This window comes from Streptosporangium sp. H13245 (assembly GCF_055690525.1).
On the sequence record NZ_JBSZKT010000021.1, the window covers coordinates 96818 to 118468 of the forward strand.

General features: G+C 70.9%; 23 protein-coding genes. 6 read left to right on the forward strand and 17 right to left on the reverse strand.

What is annotated here, in order from left to right:
• The first annotated feature begins 216 nt into the window (after positions 1-216).
• The gene (locus ACW9TB_RS25600; protein ID WP_472750600.1) at positions 217-873 is read left to right on the forward strand and encodes a JAB domain-containing protein; all 657 of its coding nucleotides are present in this window, start codon (positions 217-219) and stop codon (positions 871-873) included.
• Between the two features lie 186 nt (positions 874-1059).
• Here the strand turns inward: ACW9TB_RS25600 and ACW9TB_RS25605 are convergent, their stop codons facing one another.
• Positions 1060-1383, reverse strand: a complete 324-nt coding sequence (locus tag ACW9TB_RS25605) for a hypothetical protein (protein WP_472750601.1) — start codon at positions 1381-1383, stop codon at positions 1060-1062.
• Between the two features lie 109 nt (positions 1384-1492).
• On the opposite strand from ACW9TB_RS25605, the gene ACW9TB_RS25610 reads away from it, so the two are divergent.
• On the forward strand, positions 1493-1990 hold the full coding sequence (locus ACW9TB_RS25610; RefSeq protein ID WP_472750602.1) for a GntR family transcriptional regulator: 498 nt from the start codon (positions 1493-1495) through the stop codon (positions 1988-1990).
• Between the two features lie 2 nt (positions 1991-1992).
• Here ACW9TB_RS25610 and ACW9TB_RS25615 read toward each other — a convergent pair whose 3' ends face one another.
• The 4 genes from ACW9TB_RS25615 to ACW9TB_RS25630 all read right to left on the reverse strand — a co-directional run bounded on the left by ACW9TB_RS25615 (position 1993) and on the right by ACW9TB_RS25630 (position 5427).
• Positions 1993-2469, reverse strand: a complete 477-nt coding sequence (locus ACW9TB_RS25615; RefSeq protein WP_472750603.1) for a peroxiredoxin — start codon at positions 2467-2469, stop codon at positions 1993-1995.
• A gap of 508 nt (positions 2470-2977) precedes the next feature.
• On the reverse strand, positions 2978-3874 hold the full coding sequence (locus tag ACW9TB_RS25620; RefSeq protein ID WP_472750604.1) for a hypothetical protein: 897 nt from the start codon (positions 3872-3874) through the stop codon (positions 2978-2980).
• Position 3875: 1 nt separating this feature from the next.
• On the reverse strand, positions 3876-4376 hold the full coding sequence (locus ACW9TB_RS25625) for a SigE family RNA polymerase sigma factor (protein ID WP_472750605.1): 501 nt from the start codon (positions 4374-4376) through the stop codon (positions 3876-3878).
• Positions 4377-4503: 127 nt separating this feature from the next.
• Positions 4504-5427 (reverse strand): DMT family transporter, encoded by a 924-nt coding sequence (locus ACW9TB_RS25630; RefSeq protein ID WP_472750606.1) that lies wholly within the window; start codon positions 5425-5427, stop codon positions 4504-4506.
• A gap of 58 nt (positions 5428-5485) precedes the next feature.
• Here ACW9TB_RS25630 and ACW9TB_RS25635 point away from each other — a divergent pair, with 58 nt between their 5' ends.
• From ACW9TB_RS25635 to ACW9TB_RS25650, 4 genes are all read left to right on the forward strand, one after another.
• Positions 5486-6892 (forward strand): aminotransferase-like domain-containing protein, encoded by a 1407-nt coding sequence (locus tag ACW9TB_RS25635; protein ID WP_472750607.1) that lies wholly within the window; start codon positions 5486-5488, stop codon positions 6890-6892.
• A gap of 220 nt (positions 6893-7112) precedes the next feature.
• On the forward strand, positions 7113-7679 hold the full coding sequence (locus ACW9TB_RS25640) for a CGNR zinc finger domain-containing protein (RefSeq protein WP_472750608.1): 567 nt from the start codon (positions 7113-7115) through the stop codon (positions 7677-7679).
• A 132-nt stretch (positions 7680-7811) separates the two neighbouring features.
• On the forward strand, positions 7812-8423 hold the full coding sequence (locus ACW9TB_RS25645) for a GNAT family N-acetyltransferase (RefSeq protein WP_472750609.1): 612 nt from the start codon (positions 7812-7814) through the stop codon (positions 8421-8423).
• A 25-nt stretch (positions 8424-8448) separates the two neighbouring features.
• Positions 8449-9318 (forward strand): 1,4-dihydroxy-2-naphthoate polyprenyltransferase, encoded by an 870-nt coding sequence (locus tag ACW9TB_RS25650; protein WP_472750610.1) that lies wholly within the window; start codon positions 8449-8451, stop codon positions 9316-9318.
• 39 nt (positions 9319-9357) lie between these two features.
• On the opposite strand, the gene ACW9TB_RS25655 is transcribed toward ACW9TB_RS25650, so the two are convergent.
• From ACW9TB_RS25655 to infB, 12 genes are all read right to left on the reverse strand, one after another.
• Positions 9358-9867, reverse strand: coding sequence for a GNAT family N-acetyltransferase (locus ACW9TB_RS25655; protein ID WP_472750611.1), 510 nt, complete (start codon positions 9865-9867; stop codon positions 9358-9360).
• Positions 9836-10012 (reverse strand): hypothetical protein, encoded by a 177-nt coding sequence (locus ACW9TB_RS25660; RefSeq protein WP_472750612.1) that lies wholly within the window; start codon positions 10010-10012, stop codon positions 9836-9838. Before ACW9TB_RS25660 ends, ACW9TB_RS25655 begins: the two co-directional genes overlap by 32 nt.
• Before the next feature lie 49 nt (positions 10013-10061).
• Complete coding sequence (dapB, locus tag ACW9TB_RS25665; protein WP_472750613.1) at positions 10062-10799, reverse strand: 4-hydroxy-tetrahydrodipicolinate reductase; 738 nt, start codon at positions 10797-10799, stop codon at positions 10062-10064.
• Positions 10800-10944: 145 nt separating this feature from the next.
• Positions 10945-12258, reverse strand: coding sequence for a M16 family metallopeptidase (locus tag ACW9TB_RS25670; RefSeq protein WP_472750621.1), 1314 nt, complete (start codon positions 12256-12258; stop codon positions 10945-10947).
• Positions 12258-14612, reverse strand: a complete 2355-nt coding sequence (locus tag ACW9TB_RS25675) for a polyribonucleotide nucleotidyltransferase (RefSeq protein WP_472750614.1) — start codon at positions 14610-14612, stop codon at positions 12258-12260. Before ACW9TB_RS25675 ends, ACW9TB_RS25670 begins: the two co-directional genes overlap by 1 nt.
• A gap of 319 nt (positions 14613-14931) precedes the next feature.
• Entirely contained in the window at positions 14932-15201 is a 270-nt protein-coding gene (rpsO, locus tag ACW9TB_RS25680) for a 30S ribosomal protein S15 (RefSeq protein WP_030904195.1), read from the reverse strand.
• A 255-nt stretch (positions 15202-15456) separates the two neighbouring features.
• A complete protein-coding gene (locus ACW9TB_RS25685) occupies positions 15457-16410 on the reverse strand; it encodes a bifunctional riboflavin kinase/FAD synthetase (protein ID WP_472750615.1) in 954 nt (317 codons plus the stop codon).
• A gap of 141 nt (positions 16411-16551) precedes the next feature.
• Entirely contained in the window at positions 16552-17451 is a 900-nt protein-coding gene (gene truB / locus ACW9TB_RS25690; RefSeq protein WP_472750616.1) for a tRNA pseudouridine(55) synthase TruB, read from the reverse strand.
• A gap of 30 nt (positions 17452-17481) precedes the next feature.
• Entirely contained in the window at positions 17482-18489 is a 1008-nt protein-coding gene (locus ACW9TB_RS25695) for a DHH family phosphoesterase (protein ID WP_472750617.1), read from the reverse strand.
• Complete coding sequence (gene rbfA, locus ACW9TB_RS25700; protein ID WP_472750618.1) at positions 18486-18968, reverse strand: 30S ribosome-binding factor RbfA; 483 nt, start codon at positions 18966-18968, stop codon at positions 18486-18488. The genes ACW9TB_RS25695 and rbfA overlap by 4 nt, the downstream gene beginning before the upstream one ends.
• A gap of 68 nt (positions 18969-19036) precedes the next feature.
• Positions 19037-19336, reverse strand: a complete 300-nt coding sequence (locus ACW9TB_RS25705; protein WP_329091737.1) for a DUF503 domain-containing protein — start codon at positions 19334-19336, stop codon at positions 19037-19039.
• A 109-nt stretch (positions 19337-19445) separates the two neighbouring features.
• Positions 19446-21651 (reverse strand): translation initiation factor IF-2 (gene infB / locus ACW9TB_RS25710; protein ID WP_472750619.1); only part of this gene is annotated, 2206 nt, incomplete at its 5' end.

Here is a 21651-nt window from a genome sequence, read left to right on the forward strand (position 1 = left end):
GGGAATCGCCGGCCGCGCAAGGTGCCCGCACCCCCGACGGACCTCGTCGCGAACACGTGGAGCCCGCGCCTCCACGCTCCCCCGTCCCTTTCCACGACCGGCCGCCACCCGGGCGGCCGGGCATGTTCGCGGCCGGTCGCCGTCCGGTCGTCACCCGGCCGGAATGTCGGCGCCACCTGGTAGAACCGACCTGGTTTCCCGAGCCGGAGGTGCCGATTGCGCGTCAAGGACATGCCCGCCAACGACCAGCCCCGCGAGCGCCTCCTGTCCGGCGGGGCGACCGCGCTGGCCGACCGGGAGCTGCTCGCCCTGCTGATCGGCTCCGGCAGCCGGGGCACCAACGCGATGGAGCTGGCCTCCCACCTGATCGCCCACTGCGGCGACCTGCACGGCCTGGCCCGCTCCGACGCCCACCGCCTGATGAGGGTGCCGGGCATCGGCCCCGCGAAGGCCGCCAGGGTCATCGCCGCCTTCCATCTCGTACGGCAGGCGCAGGCGGAGCCCGAGCGCCGTCGCGTCACCTGTTCCGGGGACCTGGCCGCCGTGGCGGCCCCGCTCCTGCGCGGCCTCAGTCACGAGCGCGTGGTCGTCGTGGTGTGCGACCCGAGCGGCGCGGTGACCCGCAAGACGATCGTGAGCGAGGGCGGCAGCGACCACGCGCCCGCCCCGGTCCGCGAGATCGTGAGCACCGTCCTCACCTCCGGTGGTTCCTCCTTCGGTCTCGCCCACAACCACCCCAGCGGCTCCCTCGACCCCAGCCCAGCGGATCTGGAGGTCACCGCCCGGCTCCGCGACGCCGCCGAGACCGTCGGCCTCCGCTTCCTCGACCACCTCGTGGTCACCGACACCGCCTGGCGTCGCGTTCCCCCGTGACAGGGGGCCCGGCAGGTGAGTGTGGGAAGGGACGCCTGCCGGGCCGCTGTCCGGCGGTCCCGCACCAGACCCTCCGACCGGTGCGGGACCGCCGCCCGACCTCCCCGGACGACATGGGCTCCTCGGGGAGATCGGGGGCTTTCGTGGGCGCCGGTCCGGAGTCGTCCCCCTCCCGGCGCCCGATCGTCAGCAGGCGGCTCCCATCAGGAGCCGAAGCCACAACTCCTGTGTCCGCTTGGCGACCACCCAGGGCGACTCGTGCACGACCACTCCTTTTCTCGCCCGTTTCGTTCGCCGTACGAACATCAGCCCGCCCGCCTGACAGAGCTCGTAGAAGACGGGCAGGCAGTCACAGGTGTGCTCCTTGATCCGCAACCGGTCGGCCCTCGGCCGCTCCGGCCTCCAGTCGATCGGCTCATGACCCACCTGCAACGGCGCCACGTGATGCCCGTGATGCCGTCCACCCGGCACCCCCGCCACCACGAGAGCTCCCATCCCCCACGTGCTCACCCAGCAACTATAAGTGATGACGTCTATCCCGGTCTACTAGCTCGTATCTCTCACGGCTGCCAGACGTCTGGTTTGTGGGTATACGTATCCATTGGTCTAGCATTCAACTGTGCTCGATCGAGACGGTCCCATACCGGTCTATAAGCAGATAGCGGATGAGATTCGGGAACGAATCAGCAGCGGTGACATCGTTCCCGGCGAAGCGATGCCCAGCGAGACCGAGCTTGAGAGTGAGTACGGGATCGCCCGTACGACCGCGCGGCGGGTGGCCCGCGAACTCCGGGAGCAGGGGCTCGTCTACACGGTGCAGGGTGAGGGCACCTTCGTCGGCGAGCCGGACGTCCCGCGCGCCCCTCGCAAGACGCCGCTCTACCAGGAGATCGCCCTTGAGATCGCCGAGCGGATCCGAAAGGGCGACTTCTCGCCGAACCGGGCGATTCCCAGCGAGAAAGTGCTCATGGAGCAGTACGGCGTCGCCAAGGTGACCATCCGGAACTCCGTCGCGTTCCTTCGCGAGCAGGGCTGGGTGTTCACCGTCCGCCATCGCGGAACGTACGTGTCACAGCCCGAGAAATGGCCACGGGAGCAGGAGAAGGACGACTCCTGAGGTCAGGGGTGGGGGCGGGAGCGCAGGACCTCCAGGGCGCGGTCGGCGTGGGCCTCCATGGAGGTCTCGCTGTGGATCACTTCCAGGAGGCGGTGGTCCACGTCGATGACGAAGGTCATCCGGCGGGTGAGGAACGGTCCCACCGCGACGGTGCGGCGGGCGCCCAGACGCCGGGCGACGGTGCCGTCGGGGTCGGAGAGCAGGGGGAAGCCCAGCTGGTTGGACTGGGCGAACCTCGCCTGCCGGTCGACCTGGTCGCGGCTGATCCCGATCCTGGTCGCCCCCTCGGCGGCGAAGTCGGCCGCCAGATCGCGGAAGTGGCAGCTCTCGGCCGTGCATCCGGAGGTCATCGCCGCCGGATAGAAGAAGAGCACCACCGGCCCCTTGGCCAGGAACTCACCGAGCCGCCTCGGCGTGCCCGTCTCGTCGAGGAGCTCGAAGTCCTCGACCACATCTCCCACCGCGAGGCTCACACCCACGAGTCATCTCCTAACGTCATCGGAGGATCTCCGCTCGCCCGCCGTCGTGATCGGCGAAAGCTGGAGTCGGAGTCCCAACCTCATTTCTAAGCGATTCACCGGCCGAACGACAGGCCCACGACCGACCCACCCTGGAATATCCGTTCTCGTCCTCCGGAAACCCCGCGAATCACCGCTGGATTCCCCGGCCGTCACCTCCGGCCCGGTCGTCCCCGGCGGCCGAGGAGCACGTACGGGCGTAGGACGGCGAGCGCGAGGAGCGGCCCAGGGCGGCGTGAGGCGCAGGAGCAGGGACGCGCAGAGGGCACCGAGCACGAGAGCGCCGCTGGACGGACCTCGCCTTGGGGAGCGTGATGGACTCCCGGCTCCGCGAGGTCCCTCCGATTGATCACGATGCTGCGGTGCCCCCTCGAACGCGCCCTGGCCCCACTGAGCCCAACAGGGTCCCCACGGAGCCCAACGGTGCCTGGCGCGCTCAGGTCACGTTTCGATCCGCCGAAGGCGGCCGTCAGTTCCTGGGGGTGGGCCGGTGGGCGGGACCCCTCCACATGAAGTTGACGTCCTTCTCCTGCCCGACAACCCGGCCCGCCTCGTCGTAGGCGGTCACGGTGGCCGAGGGGGTGTCGACGACTTCCAGGGGTTTGCCGAGCGCGTCGACACCGCCCCCGGGATCCGGGACTGGTTTCGAGAGCGTCCGCCCGATGAAGAAGCCGTTGGCCACCCGCGCGTCGGCGCGTCGCCCGCCTGCCCAGTCGATCTCCACTCGCCGCACGTCAGGGGTGACACGCCCGGCGACGACCAGGTAGTTGTCATCCCTTTGCTCGCGTTCCGGCCCTACCGCGTACGAGTGGGCTTGCCCCTCGTAGGCGTCCACGTTGAGGTCGCCGGAGAAGCCGGTGAGGTCTCCGGGGGATTCGTAGCCCCAGTAGGTGAACACCGCGCGCTCCGCGAACTCCTTCTGCGTGGTCGGCGTGCACAGGACGAAGCCGGCGGTGCTGCCGACCAGCGCGGTGGATCCTCCCTTGTCGCGGTACTCCACCAGTACGCGGAAGTCCTCGGCCTTGCCGTGTGCGGGGATTCGCCGTTTGCCGTCCATGTTGTGCACCGGCCCGCCCATGGGCATGCACTCGCGTACCGCGCGTAGCTGCTCGGGAGTGTTGCGCGGCAGTCCGGCGACCTCCGCGGCGATGTCCCGGCCTTCGGGAAATCCGGGAGAGGAGCCCATGACGAAGACACCGGCCACGGAGGCCGCGGCGACCGCGAGTCCGGCGAGCGACCACGACAGGCGGCGGCGCCTTGAGGCTCCGGTGGCCGCCCTGGAGGCGTAGGCGAGGGCGTTGACCGGCCGGGCCTCGTCCGCCATCAGCCGCAGTTCCTCGGTGATCCTCTGCTCGTTGACGGTCATGTCAGGCCTCCAGGGTGACGTTTTCGCCGACCAGCTCGCGGAGCCGGGCGACTGCCTGATGGGTCTGGCTGCGGACGGTTCCCACCGAGCAGCCCATGATCTTCGCGACCTCCGATTCGGAGAGGTCCTCGTAGTAGCGCAACACCAGCACCGCGCGTTTGCGCACCGGCAGGGTACGCAGCGCCTGTTGCAGGGTGAGGCGGTTCTCGATCTCGCCGGCGCGGTCGCCGACCGCCTGGTCGGGGGGCGTCCGGACCACTCGTTCGCGGCCCCAGCGGGGACTTCGCCAGCGGCCGACCTGCTCGTGGTACATCACCCGCCGTACGTAGGCCTCGGGATTGCCGCGGATTCTCCGCCAGTGGCCGATGGTCTTCATCAGCGCCGTCTGCAGCAGGTCCTCGGCGGCGTGCTGGTCGTTGGTCAGGACGTAGGCGAGCCTGATCAGGTTGTCCGATCGGCTGGCCACGAATTCAGCGAATTCGCGGTGTTGGTTAGGGTGCAAGGCTCTCCTCGGGTCTCACCCGTTCAGATGCGACCGAGGCCGTGCATCTATGGCGTACCGCCGACGATTCACCGTGCCGACTTGCCGGAGGTCGGTCCGAGTCTTTCAAGGAACGCCCCGAAGGCGCTCAGGAGCGGGCCCGCTGTGTCAGGGCGACGCACGCGAGGACGGCCAGCGCCGCCGCTACCGTGACCGCGCCGAAGAGCTCGCCGAGCAGCAGCCAGGCCCACAGCAGCGTGAGCAGCGGCTGGGCGAGCTGGGTCTGCCCGGCGCGGGCGATGCCGCCCATGGCCAGGCCCGCGTACCAGGGGATGAAGCCGAGGAACATCGAGACCAGGCCGACGTACGCGAATCCGGCCAGTGAGGCGGCGGTGGGCCGGGGGTCGGTGGTGAGCGCGAGCGCGACGGCGATCGGCACGGTCAGCGGGGCGGCGAGGACGAGGGTGTGGGAGATCACCCGCCAGCCGGAGGTGTCGCGGGCCAGGCGCCCGCCCTCGGTGTAGCCGACGGCGGCCGACAGCAGCGCGCCGACGAGCAAGAGGTCGGCCCCGGTGACGTGGCCGCCGCCCATGCTGAGGGTGAAGGCGGTGATCGACACGGCCCCGAGGCCGCAGGACACCCAGAACAGCGCCCTGGGCCACTCCCCCGCCCGCAGCACCGCGCAGGCGGCGGTGGCCGCGGGCAGCAGCCCGATCACCACGGCGGCGTGCGAGGTGGAGGCCCCGGCGTGCAGCGCCAGGCCGCTGAAAAGGGGGAAGCCGAACACCACGCCCGCCACGATGACGGCGTACGACCGGAGCTGGGACCTGGGCGGCAGCAGCGGCACCCTGGCCACGAGCAGGAAGGCCGCCGCCGCGACGGCCGCTACGGCGGCCCGGCCGACCGCCACCAGGTAGGGGTCGAAGCCCTCCATCGCGAAGACCGTCGCCGGGAACGACCCCGAGAACGCCAGCACCCCGAGCCCGGCCAGCAGGGTCCCCCGCCAGGCCCTGCCCGATGCCCCGGACGGCCCCTGATCGTGATGCGCCTCTCTCGGAGAGACCACCCGCACCGGCGAGACCGTATCCGCCGCTATCCGATTTGGTACGATAGCGCTACTCTTTTCACTCATGAATGACGATAGCAGTATCGTCCGGCTCACCGCCACGCTCCGTGAGGAGGTGTCGCGGCTTCGTCCGGGCGACCGGCTGCCGTCGAGCCGGGAGCTGGTCCGGCTGCACAACGTGAGCCCGGTGACCGTGTCGCGCGCGATCGGCAGGCTCGCCGCCGAGGGACGGGTGATCACCAGGCCCGGCAGCGGCGCCTACGTGGCCCCGGCGATCACGCGGGGCGGCGACACCGCCGACATGTCGTGGCAGACGGTGGCGCTCGGCGACCGGGTGGTGGACGACAGCGAGGTCAGCGGCCTGCTCACCGCGCCGCCCGAGGGGGTCATCCCGCTCACCGGCGGCTACCTCAACCCGGCCCTGCGGCCCTCCAGGGCCCTGTCGGCCGCCGCCTCGCGGGCGCTGCGCCGTCCCGACGTCTGGGCGATGCCGCCGCTGGCCGGTCTGCCCGAGCTGCGCAGGTGGTTCGCCCAGGAGCTGGGCGGTGACGTCACCCCGTCGGACGTGCTGGTCGTCAGCGGCGGGCAGTCGGCGCTCGTCCACGCCTTCCGCGCCCTCGCGGCCCCCGGCACCCCCGTACTCGTCGAGACCCCCACCTATCCGGGCGCGCTCGCGGCGGCGCGGGCCACCGGGCTCCGCGCGACCGCCGTGCCCATGGACCGCGACGGGGTGCGGCCCGAGCTCCTCGCGGAGGCGTTCGCCGTGACCGGCGCGCGGGTCCTGCTCTGCCAGCCGACCCTGCACAACCCCACCGGCGCGACCCTGCCCCTGGATCGGCGTGAGCAGGTGCTGGCGATCGCCCGCGCCGCCGGGGCGTTCGTGATCGAGGACGACTACGCCCGCTACTTCACCACCGCCCCCGTACCGCCGCCGCTGGTCGCGCTGGACGCCCACGGCACGGTCGTGCACATCAACTCCCTGACCAAGGTGCTGTCGCCGAGCCTGCGGGTCGCCGGGGTCGTCGCCCGGGGTCCCGCCGCCCGGCGGCTGAGGGCGAGCCAGCTCGTGGAGTCGTTCTTCGTGGCCAGGCCGCTCCAGGAGACGGCGCTGGAGTTCGTCGGCTCATCCGCCTGGCGGCGCCACCTGGCCGCGCTGGGCACCGAGCTGGCGCTTCGCAGGGACACCCTCGCCGCGGCCCTGACCGCCCGGATGCCCGGCGCCGGCATCCACCTCGTCCCCCGTGGCGGCCTGCACCTGTGGGTACGGCTCCCCGAGGACCTGGACGAGGAGGCCGTGGTGGAGGCGGCCGGGAGGGCGGGCGCCCTGGTGAGTCCCGGGCGCATCTACTACCCGGCCGAGCCGCCGGGCCCGCGCATCAGGGTGACCCACTCGGCGGCGGTCCACACGGCCGAGCTGGTCGAGGGCGTCCGCAGGCTGGCGACGGCTGCCGAGCCCTCCGGCCGCCCCTGACCGTCCCCGTGACCGGCGGGTATCTCTCACGGGCGGCGGCGCCCTCGGCGGTCTCTCTTCCAGTACGGCGGGTACGACGCGCGCCTGCCGGTCTCCCTGAACGCGAGATAGGCCAGATACCACATACACAACCTCCCCAAAACACCACTTATCACGTTATGACGGTGTCGAAGAGAACACAACCCCCTAATGGCGTACAGTGGTTGCGAAGCGGGAAGAGGTGAGCGACGACATGGACAACCCCTCCGACCTGGTGATCGACTTCGTGAACACGTACGACGTCGAGGAGAGGACCGACTCGATCCCCTCCCCGGCCGCGCTGACCGCCTGGCTGGGCAGGCGGGACCTGATCGGCCCGGAGGACACGGCCGACGAGCGGGACCTGGCGACGGCCGTCGATCTTCGCGAGGCCCTCCGCGAGGCGCTGCGCCGCAACCACGACCGCCCCGGCTCGGCCGGAAACGGCCACGAGGCGGGCCCGTCGAGATCCTTCGCCGCCCTCCCGCTGCGCGTCGCCCTGACCCCTCGGGGACCGGTGCTCGAACCGGCCTCGGCGGGGGTCCCCGGAGGGCTCGCCGGGATCGTCGCCGCCGTGATGGGCGCCCATTCCGACGGGATGTGGCCGCGCCTGAAGGTCTGTACCGAGAGCACCTGCCAGTGGGCGTTCGTCGACTCGTCCAAGAACCGCTCGCGGTCGTGGTGTTCCATGAGGGTCTGCGGCAACCGTACGAAGACAAGGGCATATCGGGCCCGGCGGCAGACGGAGCCGGGTTCACGTCATCTCTGAGTCGGATTCCCCGATACGGTGTAAGAGCCTGACTCACGGATCCACCCGCCTGATGCCCGCTCGCGTGGCACGAGATCCGCGAGACAGCGCGTTCCGAGGCGACGGCAGACGGCAGAGAAGGAGCGGGCCGAGATGGCAGACGTAGGCGTGCGGGCGGCTCGGCACGATGATGTCGCCGCGGTGACGGGCACCCAGATCCGCGCGTGGAAATACGGCTACCGGGATTTCCTTCCCGAAGGACCGCTGGAGCAGATGACCGGTCCGGCGGCCGAGAACATGTGGCGACAGCAGTGGGACGACGCGATCACCTCGCCGCCCAGCCGCAGGCACCGCGTGCTGGTGGCCGTGGAGCAGGTCGTCCTCGACACCGACGCCTTCCCGGCGCTCGGTCCCGGTGGCATCGAGGCCATGGCCGCGCTGCAGGGCGCGGAGAAGGTCGCCGGTCTGGCCTCACACGCCCCGGCGGAGGATCCCGACCTCGACCCGACCACCGCCGGAGAGATGCTCACGTTCCTGATCGACCCCGACCACGTCCGGCGCGGCCACGGCAGCAGGTTGCTGAACGCCACGGTCGACTACCTCCGTGACGACGGCTACCACACCATCGTGACCTGGGTCTTCGCCGAGAACTACGCGGTGCGCGGCTTCCTGGAGTCCGCCGGATGGGGCGCCGACGGGGCCGAGCGGGTCATCGACATGGGCCGTACGGTGCGGATGATCCGCCTGGCGACCGACATCAGCTAGAGCCGGAGAGGAACGCCGTACCCCCATGGCCACCCCGAGCCAGTGGATCGCCGGAGCACGTCCGCGCACCCTTCCCGCCGCCGTCGTCCCCGTCGCCATCGGCACCGGGGTCGCGGTCGGATACGCCGGAGGGGTGTGGTGGCGGGCCCTGCTGGCCCTGTTCGTGGCCCTCGCCCTCCAGGTGGGCGTCAACTACGCCAACGACTACAGCGACGGGGTGCGCGGCACCGACGAGGACCGGGTCGGCCCGATGCGCCTGGTCGGCTCGCGCACCGCGTCGCCCCGCCAGGTCCTCACCGCGGCCCTCGCCTGCTTCCTGGCCGCCGCGGTGGCCGGGCTGGTGCTCGTCGTGGTCACCGGGGCCTGGTGGCTGCTGCTGGTCGGCGCGCTGGCGATCGCCGCGGCCTGGTTCTACACCGGCGGCTCCAGCCCGTACGGCTACCGGGCGCTGGGCGAGGTCTCGGTCTTCGTGTTCTTCGGCCTGGTGGCGGTGACGGGCACCACCTACGTCCAGCTCGAACGCCTGCCCTGGCTCGCGGTGGCGGCGGCCGTCCCCGCGGGACTGCTCGCCTGCGCGATGCTCGTGGTCAACAACCTGCGCGACATCGTGACCGACGGCCCCGCGGGCAAGCGCACCATGGCCGTGGTGCTCGGTGACACCCGCACCCGCGTCCTCTACACCCTCTGCCTGGTCCTGCCGCTGGTGATCGCGCCCGCGCTGGTGCCGTGGCGGCCGTTCGCGGCGCTGGCCCTGCTCGCCGCCCCGCTCGCCGTCGCCCCGGTGAAGGCCGTACGGGCGGGCGCGACCGGCCCCGCGCTCATCGCCACGCTCCAGCAGACGGGCCGCTTCCAGCTCGTGTACGGCCTGCTGCTCACCATCGGCCTGGCCCTCTGACCTTCGCCGCTTCGCCGCCGAGGCGCGGTCGGGGCCCCTTCACAGGACGCGGCGCATCACGACGCGGGGGGCGATCTCGATGCCCAGCTCCCGCTCGTGGCGCACCAGCCCGGCCATCTCCGGACCCCACTCGGCCGGATCGAGCACGGCGAAGCCGCGCCGGGCGTACCAGGGCGCGTTCCAGGACACGTCGCGGTAGGTCGTCAGCGTCACGGCGGCGGAGCCCGCCGAGGCCGCGTGCTCGCAAACGGCCTCCAGCAGGCGCCCGCCGGACCCCCTGCGCCCGTGGCCGGGGTGGACGGCGAGCTGGTCGAGGTGGACCTGCCCGTCGACCCAGCCGAACAGGGCGAACCCGATCGGCGGGTCACCCGTCACGAGCACCCGGGAGGGGTCGTCGGCCTCCTCGATCATCGTGGTCCCCGGCGGGAAGGTGATCCCGACCTGGGCGAAGACCGCGTCGGCCGCCAGCTCCACCGCCGTCAGCCCGGCCAGCTCCTCCGGCCGGGCCCAGCGGACCTCAGTCGAAGTCGAAGATCGAGTGCTTGTCATAGAAGTGCAGGATATAGCGGCACCTCGCGCAGATCATCAGAGTCAACCGGTGCGAGGTGATGCCCCAGCGGCTGTCGAGCCTGCCCTCCTCCATCTGGAACTCGGTGCCGTGACAGAGCGGGCAGGCAAGCTCGGGAGGTGTCATGGTCGGGCAACGAACGGCGGCGGGCCCGGGGTTCCGGCGGGATCACGCGCTAGAGGTCGAGAAGATGCTCCAGGCCGACGGTCAGGCCGGGCAGCTCGCGGACCCGGCGCACGCCCAGGAGCACACCCGGGGTGAACGACGAGCGGTTCATCGTGTCGTGACGGATGGTGAGGATCTCGCCGTCGCCGCCCAGGATGACCTCCTGGTGGGCGATGAGCCCGGCCAGCCGTACCGCGTGCACGCGAACCCCGTCGACGTCGGCGCCGCGCGCCCCGTCGAGCTCCGTGCTGGTGGCGTCGGGCATCGGCGCCGAGCCCGCCTTGCGCCGGGCCTCGGCGACCAGCTCGGCCGTACGGCGGGCGGTGCCCGAGGGCGCGTCGGCCTTGTTGGGGTGGTGCAGCTCGACGATCTCGGCCGACTCGAAGTAGCGGGCGGCCTGCTGGGCGAAGTGCATCATGAGCACGGCCGCGATGCCGAAGTTGGGGGCGATCAGCGCGTTGACGCCGGGGTTGGCGTCCAGCCAGCCCCGCACGGTCGCCAGCCGGGCGGCGTCGAAGCCGGTGGTGCCGACCACCGGGTGGATGCCGTGGGAGACGCACCATTCGAGGTTGCCCATGACGACGTCGGGGTGGGTGAAGTCGACCACCACCTCGGCGCCCTCCAGCGCCTCGATCGGGTCGCCCTGGTCGACGGCCGCGACCAGCTCCAGATCGTCCGCCGCCTCGACGGCCCTGCACACTTCGACACCGACGCGCCCTCGGGCGCCGAGAACTCCAACCCTGATCACGGGCCCAAGGCTATACCGTACGAGCCCGCCGGGCCGTCGCGGACCGGGCGAGCGGCGTCCGGCAGGAGTGGGCGCCCCCGGAACAGCGGACGGCCCCGGCGCGGGATGCGCCGGGGCCGCCCGTACGTGGAGCCGGGAGGGACCGTCAGCCGGTGACGACCGCGCTGAAGTCGCGGTCCTCCTCGTAGGGGCCGATGACCGCGAGGGACATCGGGCGGGTGAGGACGTCCGAGGCGACCTCGGCGATCTGCTCGGGGGTCACCGCGTCGATCCTGCCGAGCAGGTCGTCGACCGAGAGCAGCTCGTCGAAGACCAGCTCGCCCTTGCCGATCCTGGACATCCGGGAGCCGGTGTCCTCCAGGCCGAGCACGAGACCGCCGCGCATCTGGCCCTTGCCACGGACGAGCTCCTCCTCGGTGATGCCGTCGGCGACCACGCGGAGCACCTCCTCGCGGCAGATCTTCAGCACATCGTCGATCTTCGACGGCAGGCAGCCGACGTAGATGCCGAACTGGCCGGTGTCGGCGAGGGCGGAGGTGTAGGAGTAGGCCGAGTAGGCCAGGCCCCTCTTCTCCCTGATCTCCTGGAACAGCCGCGAGGACATGCCGCCGCCCAGGGCCGCGTTGAGCACGCCGAGCGCGAAGCGGCGCTCGTCGGTGCGGGTCAGCGCGGTCGTGCCGAGGACCAGGTTGGCCTGCTCGGTCGGCCGGTGGACCACCCGCGTACCGGAGCGGAGCTCGACGCCGGGCCCCGACACGCGCGGGGGCACCGGCGAGGCGTCCCCGCCCAGCGCCCCGGCCCGCTCGTAGGCGGCGGCGACCAGGGCCACCACCCGCTCGTGGTCGACGTTGCCCGCCACCGACACCACGGTGTGGGTGGGCAGGTAGTAACGCCGGTAGTACTCGGCGATCCGGTCGCGGGTGACCGCGGTGATCGAGTCGACCGTACCCAGGATCGGCCTGCCGACCGGCGTGTCACCGTACAGCTCCGCGGAGAACTGCTCGTGCACCACGTCCGAGGGATCGTCGTCGTGCATGGCGATCTCCTCCAGGATCACGCCACGCTCGGCCTCGACGTCCTCCTCGCTGATGAGCGAGGAGGTCACCACGTCGGCGAGCACGTCGATCGCCACCCGCAGATCCTCGTCGAGGACCCGCGCGTAGTAGCAGGTGTACTCCTTGGCGGTGAAGGCGTTGATCTCACCGCCGATGCCCTCGATGGCTGCGGAGATCTCCAGGGCGTCCCGCGTGGGCGTCCCCTTGAACAGCAGGTGCTCAAGGAAGTGGGAGGACCCCATGTGCTGGGGGGACTCGTCTCTCGATCCGATGCCGACCCACATGCCGACCGCGACGGAACGCACGGTCGGCATGGACTCGGTCACCACCCGGAGCCCACCGGGAAGGACGGTGCGCTTCACGACCCCGGCGCCGTCCTTGCCGGGGTGCAGAGTGGTGGTGATCACGAGTTGCGGTCTTCCCCTCCGCCGCCACCGCGGTTGCCGCCACCGCCACCGCCGTTGCTGCTGCGGGTACGGGTGCGACGGGGCCGCTCCTCGCGGGGCCTGTCGTCGGCGGCGGCGGACGCCTCGGCCTCCGGGGCCGCCGACGTCTCGGTGTCGCCGGACTCGGCCCTGGCCGCGGCCTCCTTCTCGATGACCTCGACGGGCACCAGGGAGAGCTTGCCGCGCGAGTCGATCTCGGCGATCTCCACCTGGACCTTCTCGCCGACGTTCATGACGTCCTCGACGTTCTCGATGCGCTTGCCGCCGTGCAGCTTGCGGATCTGGGAGACGTGCAGGAGGCCGTCCTTGCCCGGCATGAGGGAGATGAAGGCACCGAAGGCGGCGATCTTGACGACCGTGCCCAGGTAACGCTCGCCGACCTCCGGCATGTGCGGGTTCGCGATGGCGTTGATCGCCGACCTGGCCGCCTCGGCGGACGGGCCGTCGGTGGCGCCGATGTAGATGGTTCCGTCGTCTTCCAGGGTGATCTCGGCGCCGGTGTCGTCCTGGATCTGGTTGATCATCTTGCCCTTCGGGCCGATGACCTCTCCGATCTTGTCCACCGGGATCTTGATCGTGATGATGCGCGGGGCCGTCGCGTTCATCTCCGCCGGGGAGTCGATGGCCTCCTGCATCACGTCGATGATCGCCAGGCGGGCGCCCTTGGCCTGCCGCAGCGCGGCCGACAGCACGGAGGCCGGGATGCCGTCCAGCTTGGTGTCGAGCTGGAGGGCGGTGATGACGTCCTTGGTACCGGCGACCTTGAAGTCCATGTCGCCCATGGCGTCCTCGGCCCCGAGGATGTCGGTCAGCGTGACGTACTGGTCGCCCTCGTTGATGAGGCCCATCGCGATGCCCGCGACGATGCCCTTCAGCGGGACACCCGCGTCGAGCAGCGCCATCGTCGAGGCGCAGACCGACCCCATGGAGGTCGAGCCGTTGGAGCTCAGCGCCTCGGAGACCTGGCGGATCGCGTACGGGAACTCCTCGCGCGCCGGCAGCACCGGCAGGATCGCCCGCTCGGCGAGCGCGCCGTGGCCGATCTCGCGCCGCTTGGGAGAGCCCACCCGGCCGGTCTCACCGGTGGAGTACGGGGGGAAGTTGTAGTTGTGCATGTAGCGCTTGGTGCGCTCGGGGTTGAGCGTGTCGATCATCTGCTCCATGCGGAGCATGTTGAGCGTGGTGATGCCCAGGATCTGGGTCTCGCCGCGCTCGAACAGGGCCGAGCCGTGCACGCGGGGCACGACGTGGACCTCGGCGCTGAGCTGCCGGATGTCCTTGACGCCACGGCCGTCGATGCGGACGCCCTCGGCGATGACGCGCTCGCGCATGAGCTTCTTGGTCAGCGACCGGAACGCGGCGCCGATCTCCTTCTCGCGGCCCTCGAAGTCGGGGCCGACCTTCTCCAGCACCAGGGCCTTGACCCGGTCGAGCTCGGTCTCGCGCTCCTGCTTGCCGGCGATGGTCAGCGCGGCGGCGAGCTCGCTGCGCACCGCGCCGGTCACGGCCTCCAGGACGTCGTCCTGGTAGTCGAGGAAGAGGGGGTACTCGGCGGTCTCCTTGGCGGCGACCTTCGCGACCTTGGCCTGCGCCTCGCACAGCACCTTGATGAACGGCTTGGCCGCCTCAAGGCCCTGGGCCACGGTCTCCTCGGTCGGGGCCATGGCGCCCTCGGCGACCAGCTTGAGCGTGTCGCGGGTGGACTCGGCCTCGACCATCATGATCGCGACGTCGCCGTCGTCCAGGACGCGGCCCGCGACCACCATGTCGAAGGTGGCGCTGGCCAGCTCGGTGTTGGTCGGGAAGGCGATCCACTGGCCCTCGATCAGCGCGACGCGGACGCCGCCGATCGGGCCGGAGAACGGCAGCCCGGCGAGCTGGGTGGAGAGGGACGCGGCGTTGATCGCCACGACGTCGTACAGGTGCTCGGGGTGCAGCGCCATGACGGTGGCGACCACCTGGATCTCGTTGCGCAGGCCCTTCACGAACGAGGGGCGCAGCGGCCGGTCGATCAGGCGGCAGGTGAGGATGGCGTCCTCGGAGGGACGGCCCTCACGCCGGAAGAACGAGCCGGGAATGCGGCCCGCGGCGTACATTCGCTCCTCGACGTCCACCGTGAGGGGGAAGAAGTCGAGGTTCTCCTTGGGATTCTTGGACGCGGTGGTCGCGGAAAGGACCATCGTGTCGTCGTCCAGATAGACGACGGCGGAACCCGCCGCCTGGCGCGCGAGCCGCCCGGTCTCGAACCGGATGGTACGCGTGCCGAATGAGCCGTTGTCGATAACGGCTTCGCTGCTGTGGACACCCTCCACGGGGGACCTCCTTGTGGGTCGGTCGCCCGCGTCCGGCCAGACGCACGTGTCGCGCCTGGTTCGTCGTGTTGCCGGCTCCCCGTAGGTGCAGCGCCGGTCTTCGATCGAAGCGCCCGGTTCCGTATGGCTTGTGCCATGATGACCGGGGGCCACTACCGAGGACCGGCCCTCCGACGCCGTGGGGCGCGCTTGCTTGCGGACGCGGGGCACTGTCTCGGCTATTCAGTTTGCTCACTGGGACGGCGTCTTCGTGGCGCGACGCGCCGACACCATCCCGTATGAGATGAGGGAGCGGCGCGAACGCCACTCCCTCACAACACTATCGGCGCAGGCCGAGCCGCTCGATGAGCGAGCGGTAGCGCGCGATGTCCTTGCTCTGCAGGTACTTCAGCAGCCGGCGACGGCGGCCGACGAGCAGCAGCAGGCCACGACGGCTGTGGTGGTCGTGCTTGTGCACCTTCAGGTGCTCGGTGAGCTCGCTGATGCGCTTGCTCAGCAGCGCGATCTGCACCTCGGGGGAACCGGTGTCGGTCTCACCCTTGGCGTAGTCACCGATGATCTGCTTCTTGGCTGCGGTGTCGAGCGACACTTTTCTCCTTGAACCTCTGCGGGCACGCGCGATTCCGGCTCCCCGAACGACCGTGCGTGCCTACAGTCGCCGTGGCGAGATCAGCACCGGGATCGTGAGACACCGGTTACAGAGCTGACATGCCAGGTTACCACCGGCTCCAACGCCCCCGCACATAGTCGTGGAGCCCGGCGCGTCCCGCCCGGAAACCCCGGTGGGGCCGGGGTTTCCGAGCCCCGGCATGAGAACCGTGGGACACGGGAGCCGCCTGGGAAATCAGCTCGTCAGGCGCCGTACCTCGTCCACGTCGGCGTGGATCTGCGCGACGAGCGCCTCGATCGAGTCGAACCTGGTGTTGCCGCGCAGCCTCGGCCCGAAGTCGACGGCCACGTGCGCGCCGTAGAGGTCGAGATCGTCGCGGTCGAGGGCGTACGCCTCGACGGTGCGGGGCACGTCCTCGAAGGTCGGGTTGGTGCCCACGGAGATCGCCGCCGGCCAGCGCTCGCCGCCGTACACGGCGGGCAGGTTGCCGGTCTCGACCCCCTGCAGCCAGCCGGCGTAGACGCCGTCGGCGGGGATCGCGGTGAACTCCGGCGACTCCAGGTTCGCCGTCGGGAAACCGAGCTGCCGGCCACGCTGGTAACCGCGGACGACCACTCCCTCGACCCGGTGCGGGCGGCCGAGCGTCTGCGTGACCGCCGCCATGTCGCCGGAGGCGATCTGCTCGCGGATCAGGGTGGAGGAGATCGTCTCCCCGTCGCTGACCAGCGGGACCGCCTCGGCCACGAAGTCGTACTTCTCCCCGAGGGTGCGCAGCGTCTCCACGTCACCGGAGGCCTTGTGGCCGAAGCGGAAGTTCTCCCCCACCACGACCCCGGCGGCGTGCAGCCGGTCGACGAGCACGGTCTGCACGAACTCGTCCGGGCTCATCCGGGAGAACTCCAGGGTGAACGGCAGGACACACACCGCGTCCACGCCCAGCCCCGCGAGGAGCTCGGTGCGGTGCCTGGCCGTCGTCAGCCTCGGAGGGTGCGTACCGGGCCGCACCACCTCCTCCGGATGCGGGTCGAAGGTCACCACCACCGAGGACACCCCGAGACGCGCGGCCATCGCGACGGCGCGGGACACCATCTGCTGGTGCCCGCGGTGAACGCCGTCGAAGACGCCGATCGTGACGACGGACCTGCCCCAGTCTCCGGGCACGTCGTCCAATCCGTGCCAGCCTCGCACCGCAGCCTCTTCCCCTCGTAGCGGATGAACCCCTAAAGCCTGCCATGCTCCGCGTCCTTCTCCCCAATCGGGGAGCCCCTTGCCCCCGGCGCGCCCTCCGCGAGAGAACCGAGGGCCTCACGAGGAGAACCGGACGGGCCGTCAGGGGACGAAGACCGCCAGGGACTTGGCGATCTGGCCGTGCTCCTCCACCAGCGCCACCAGGGTGCCGTCGGGGCCGAACACCCCGATCGGCCCGCCCCCCAGGCCCAGCGCGGGCAGCCGCCCGCCGTGCGCGACGGAGGCCGCCTCCTCGGCGGTCACGTCCCGGCGGGGGAAGGCCGCCGCGACCGCGTCGGCCATCGGCAGGATCACGCACTCGGCGGCGAGCCGCTCCAGGGTGTGGGCCGCCGCCAGGTCGTAGGGGCCCACCCGGGTACGGCGCAGGGCGGTCAGGTGACCACCGACCCCCAGGTCGGCGCCCAGGTCACGGGCGAGCGCGCGGATGTAGGTGCCGCTGGAACACGACACCGAGGCGTCGACGTCGACGAGGTCACCGTGCCGGCGTACGGCGGTGATCTCGAAGCCGGACACGGTCACCGGGCGCGGCTTGAGCTCGACCTCCTCGCCCGCCCTGGCCCGCTTGTAGGCCCGCTCGCCGTTCACCTTGATGGCGCTGACCTGCGGCGGGATCTGCATGATCGGGCCGGTCAGCGCGGCGACGCCCTTCCTGACGTCCTCCTCGGCGACCCCCGCCGCCGACACCGTGGCGATGATCTCGCCCTCGGCGTCGTCGGTGTTGGTGGTCTGGCCGAGCCGGATCGTGGCGTCGTAGCCCTTCTCGGTGAGCGCGAGGTGGCCGAGCAGGCGGGTGGCCTTCTCGACGCCGACCACCAGCACGCCGGTGGCCATCGGGTCGAGGGTGCCCGCGTGGCCGACCTTGCGGGTGCCCGCGATGCCGCGGAGCTTGGCCACGACGTCGTGCGAGGTCCACTCGGCGGGCTTGTCAACGATGATCAACCCGCTCGGCGGCGGGGTGCGCTTGGCGCGAGCCGTACTCATTCTGGTCCTCACAGGCGTGCCGGGAAGGTTTTACAGCAGTGCCCGGAGACTCGCGATCGTCTCCTCGACAGGCTGGTGGGAGGTGAAACCGGCCGCCTTGGCATGCCCGCCGCCCCCCAGCGCGGTGCTGACGCACGAGACGTCCACCCCGCCCTTGGAACGCATGGAGACCTGCCAGACGCCGTCGTCGTCCTCCTTGAGGATCGTGGCGACATCCGCCTCGTCGGTGCGCCGGATCACGTCGATGATCCCCTCGACCTCGTCGTACGGCAGCCCGTACGCGGCGCGGTCGGCCCGGGTGACGAACGTCCAGACCAGGCCGCCGCCCACCTCGGGCTCCAGCCGCACCCTGTCGAGCACGACGCCGAGCACCTTCAGGTAGCCGAACGGGGAACGGTCCCACAGCTCGCGGGCGATCTTCTCGGGCTCGATCCCGGTGGCCAGCAGCCGGGCGGCCATGGCGTGCGCCCCGGGGGTGGTCGAGGAGTGCCTGAAGGAGCCGGTGTCGGTGACGAGCCCGACGTACAGGCAGGTCGCGATGTCCCTGTCGACCGGCAGGCCGAGCCGGTGGATCAGCTCCTCGGCGAGCACGGCGGTGGCCGCGGCGCCGGGATCGACCAGGTTGAGGGTGCCGAACCCGGTGTTGGAGGGGTGGTGGTCCAGCACGACCAGCTCGTTCGCCTTGATCGTGTTGCCGGTCAGCACGCCGAGCCGCCCGACGGTGGGGACGTCGAAGGTGACCATCACCTCGGGCGCGGCCGGGTAGTGCGCGGGGTCGGCCAGCAGCTCCTGCCCGGGGAGGAACCGCAGCAGCCTGGGCACCGTGAAGCGCCGGTCGCCGAAGGAGGCGGTGACCCGCTTGCCCGCCGCGCGCAGTGCGAGCCCGACGGCCAGCATGGAACCGAGCGCGTCGCCGTCGGGCGAGACGTGACAGGCCAGCGCGATCTCGTCCGCGGCGGAGATGAGCTCGACGGCCCGGGCCCAGTCTTGACCGGACACCGGGCCCGCCGAGTCGCTGTCACGCGGGGCGGGCGTCACGTCGCGGAGTGTCCCGCGCGTTCCGAGGATTCGTCTTCTTCGTCCCCGGAGTCGTCGTCCCTGTCCTCGGGCTTGCGGTAGGGGTCGGCCTCCCCGGCGTGCGAGGCCCCCTCGGCCCGCTTGGCGATCTCCACGTCCCTGGCCTTCGCCTCGGCGAGCAGGTCCTCCAGGTGACGGGCGGTGTCGGGGAGCGGGTCGTGGGTGAACGTCAGCGTCGGTGTGTGGCGCAGGCCCGTCTGGCGGCCCACCTCCGAGCGGATGAGCCCCTTGGCGCTCTCCAGTGCCACGGCGGAGTCGGCCCGCTCGGCCTCGGAGCCGAACACGGTGTAGAACACCGTGGCCTCGCCCAGGTCGTTGGTGATGCGCGTGTCCGTCACCGTCACGAACCCCAGCCTGGGGTCCTTGATCCGGCGTTCCAGCATCTCCGCCACGATCTGCTGGATCCGATCGGCGATCTTGCGCGCGCGTGCGGCGTCCATAGCTCCCCCCTTCTCACGGGGATGGCCGGTGGCGGTGGGGGTGCCTCCGCGACCGGCCGTCTCCGTATCTAGTCTTCGTCCTCGTTGTAGAGCCGATGTCTGGCGGACAGCAGCTCGATCTCCGGGTGGAAGGCGATCAGGCGCTCGCAGTCGTCCAGCACCGCACCGCAGTTGGCGGCGGTGGAGGAGACGACCGCGATCCCGATCTCGGTACGGCGATGCAGATCGAGATGACCGGTCTCCGCGACGGCCACACCCGGGAACCGTCGTTGTACCTCGGCGACGATGGGACGCACCACCGAGCGCTTCTGCTTCAGCGAGTGGACGTCGCCGAGCAGGATGTCCAATGTCAGGGCACCTACATACATAGTGGGTCACTCGCCACGGTTGCCACCGTGCCACGGGCGCGGGCCCCGCCCACCGGCCGCGCACCCGAGGGGCGCGGCCGGTGGAACGGTTCCCTGCCTGTCGCAGGCGTCAGGCTCGCGGCTTCTCCCGCATCTCGAAGGTCTCGATGACGTCGTCGATCTTGATGTCGCTGTAGCCGACACCGATACCGCACTCGAACCCTTCGCGGACCTCGGTCGCGTCGTCCTTGAAACGGCGCAGCGAGGAGACGGTGAGGTTGTCGGAGATGACAACCCCGCCGCGGATGATCCGGGCCTTGCTGTTGCGGACGATCGTGCCCGAGCGGACCAGCGCACCGGCGATGTTGCCGATCTTCGGCACCTTGAAGACCTCGCGGACTTCGGCGGTGCCCATCTGGACCTCTTCGAACTCCGGCTTGAGCATGCCCTTGAGGGCCGCCTCGATCTCCTCGATCGCCTGGTAGATGACCGAGTAGTAGCGGATGTCGACGCCCTCGCGCTCGGCCAGATCGCGCGCCCTGACCTCGGGACGCACGTTGAAGCCGATGATGACGGCGTTGTCGTCGGCGACCGCCAGGTTGACGTCGTACTCGGTGATCGCACCGACGGCGCGGTGGAGCACCCGCAGGCGCACCTCGTCGCCGACGTCGATCTTGAGCAGCGCGTCCTCCAGAGCCTCGACGGAACCGGAGACGTCACCCTTGATGATGAGCTTGAGCTCGTCGACCTGGCCCTTCTCCATCTCGCTGAAGAGCTCTTCGAGCGTACGGCGACGGCCGGACTTGGCCATGTCCGCGATGCGCTTGCGCGCGGCGCGCTGCTGGGCGATCTGGCGCGCCATCCGGTCGTCGGTGACGACGATGAAGTTGTCACCGGCTCCCGGCGTCGCGGTCAGACCGAGGACCTGCACCGGACGGGACGGGTCGGCCTCGGGGATCGCCTCGCCCTTGTCGTCGAGCATCGCCCGGACGCGGCCGAAGGCCTCGCCACAGACGATCGAGTCGCCGACGCGGAGCGTGCCGCGCTGGACCAGCACGGTCGCGACCGGGCCGCGGCCCTTGTCGAGGTGCGCCTCGATGGCGACGCCCTGGGCGTCCATCGTGGCGTTGGCCCGCAGGTCGAGCTCGGCGTCCGCGGTGAGCAGGATGGCCTCGAGCAGCTGCTCGATGCCGATCCCGTTCTTGGCGGAGATGTCGACGAACATCGTGGTGCCGCCGTACTCCTCGGCGACCAGGCCGTACTCGGTGAGCTGGGCGCGCACCTTGCCCGGGTCCGCACCCTCCTTGTCGACCTTGTTGACCGCGACGACGATCGGCACGTCGGCCGCCTGGGCGTGGTTGAGCGCCTCGACGGTCTGCGGCTTCACACCGTCGTCGGCCGCGACGACCAGGACGGCGATGTCGGTCACCTTGGCGCCTCGGGCACGCATGGCGGTGAACGCCTCGTGACCCGGGGTGTCGATGAAGGTGATCTTCCGGTCTTCGCCCTCGTGCACGGTGGCGATCTGGTAGGCACCGATGTGCTGGGTGATGCCACCGGCCTCCCGCGCCACCTCGTTGGTGTTGCGGATGGCGTCGAGCAGCTTGGTCTTACCGTGGTCGACGTGACCCATGACGGTCACCACCGGCGGGCGCGCGACCAGGTCGGACTCGTCGCCCTCGTCCTCGCCGAACTCGATGTCGAAGGTCTCAAGGAGCTCGCGGTCCTCCTCCTCCGGGCTGACCACAAGCAGGTTGTAGTCGAGCTCGGCGGCCAGAAGCTGGAGCGTCTCCTCGTTGACCGACTGGGTGGCGGTCACCATCTCGCCCAGGTGCAGCATGATCTGCACCAGGGACGCAGGGATCGCGCCGATCTTGTCGGCGAAGTCCGACAGGGAGGCGCCGCGCGACAGGCGGATCGTCTGCCCGTTGCCGCGAGGGGCCTGCACGCCGCCGATCGCCGGGGCCTGCATGTTGTCGAACTCTTGACGCCGCTGGCGCTTGGACTTGCGACCGCGGGTCGGGCGTCCTCCGGGACGGCCGAACGCGCCCGCGGTGCCTCCACCGCGACCACGGCCACCGCCACCGGGACGGCCGGCGAAACCGCCGCCACCGCCACCGCCGGGACCACCGGTTCCGGTGCCGGGACGGCCCGCGCCGCCACCGCCACCCGGACGGCCGGCGAAACCGCCGCCACCGCCACCGGGACGACCGCCGCCGCCACCGCCGGGACGGCCAGCGCCGCCTTGCTCATCGTTCCGTCCATGATCGGGGGGAGTGGTCGCAGGTGGGAGGGCGCCGTCCGGCGAGGTCGACGACCTGTGGCGTTCCGGACGG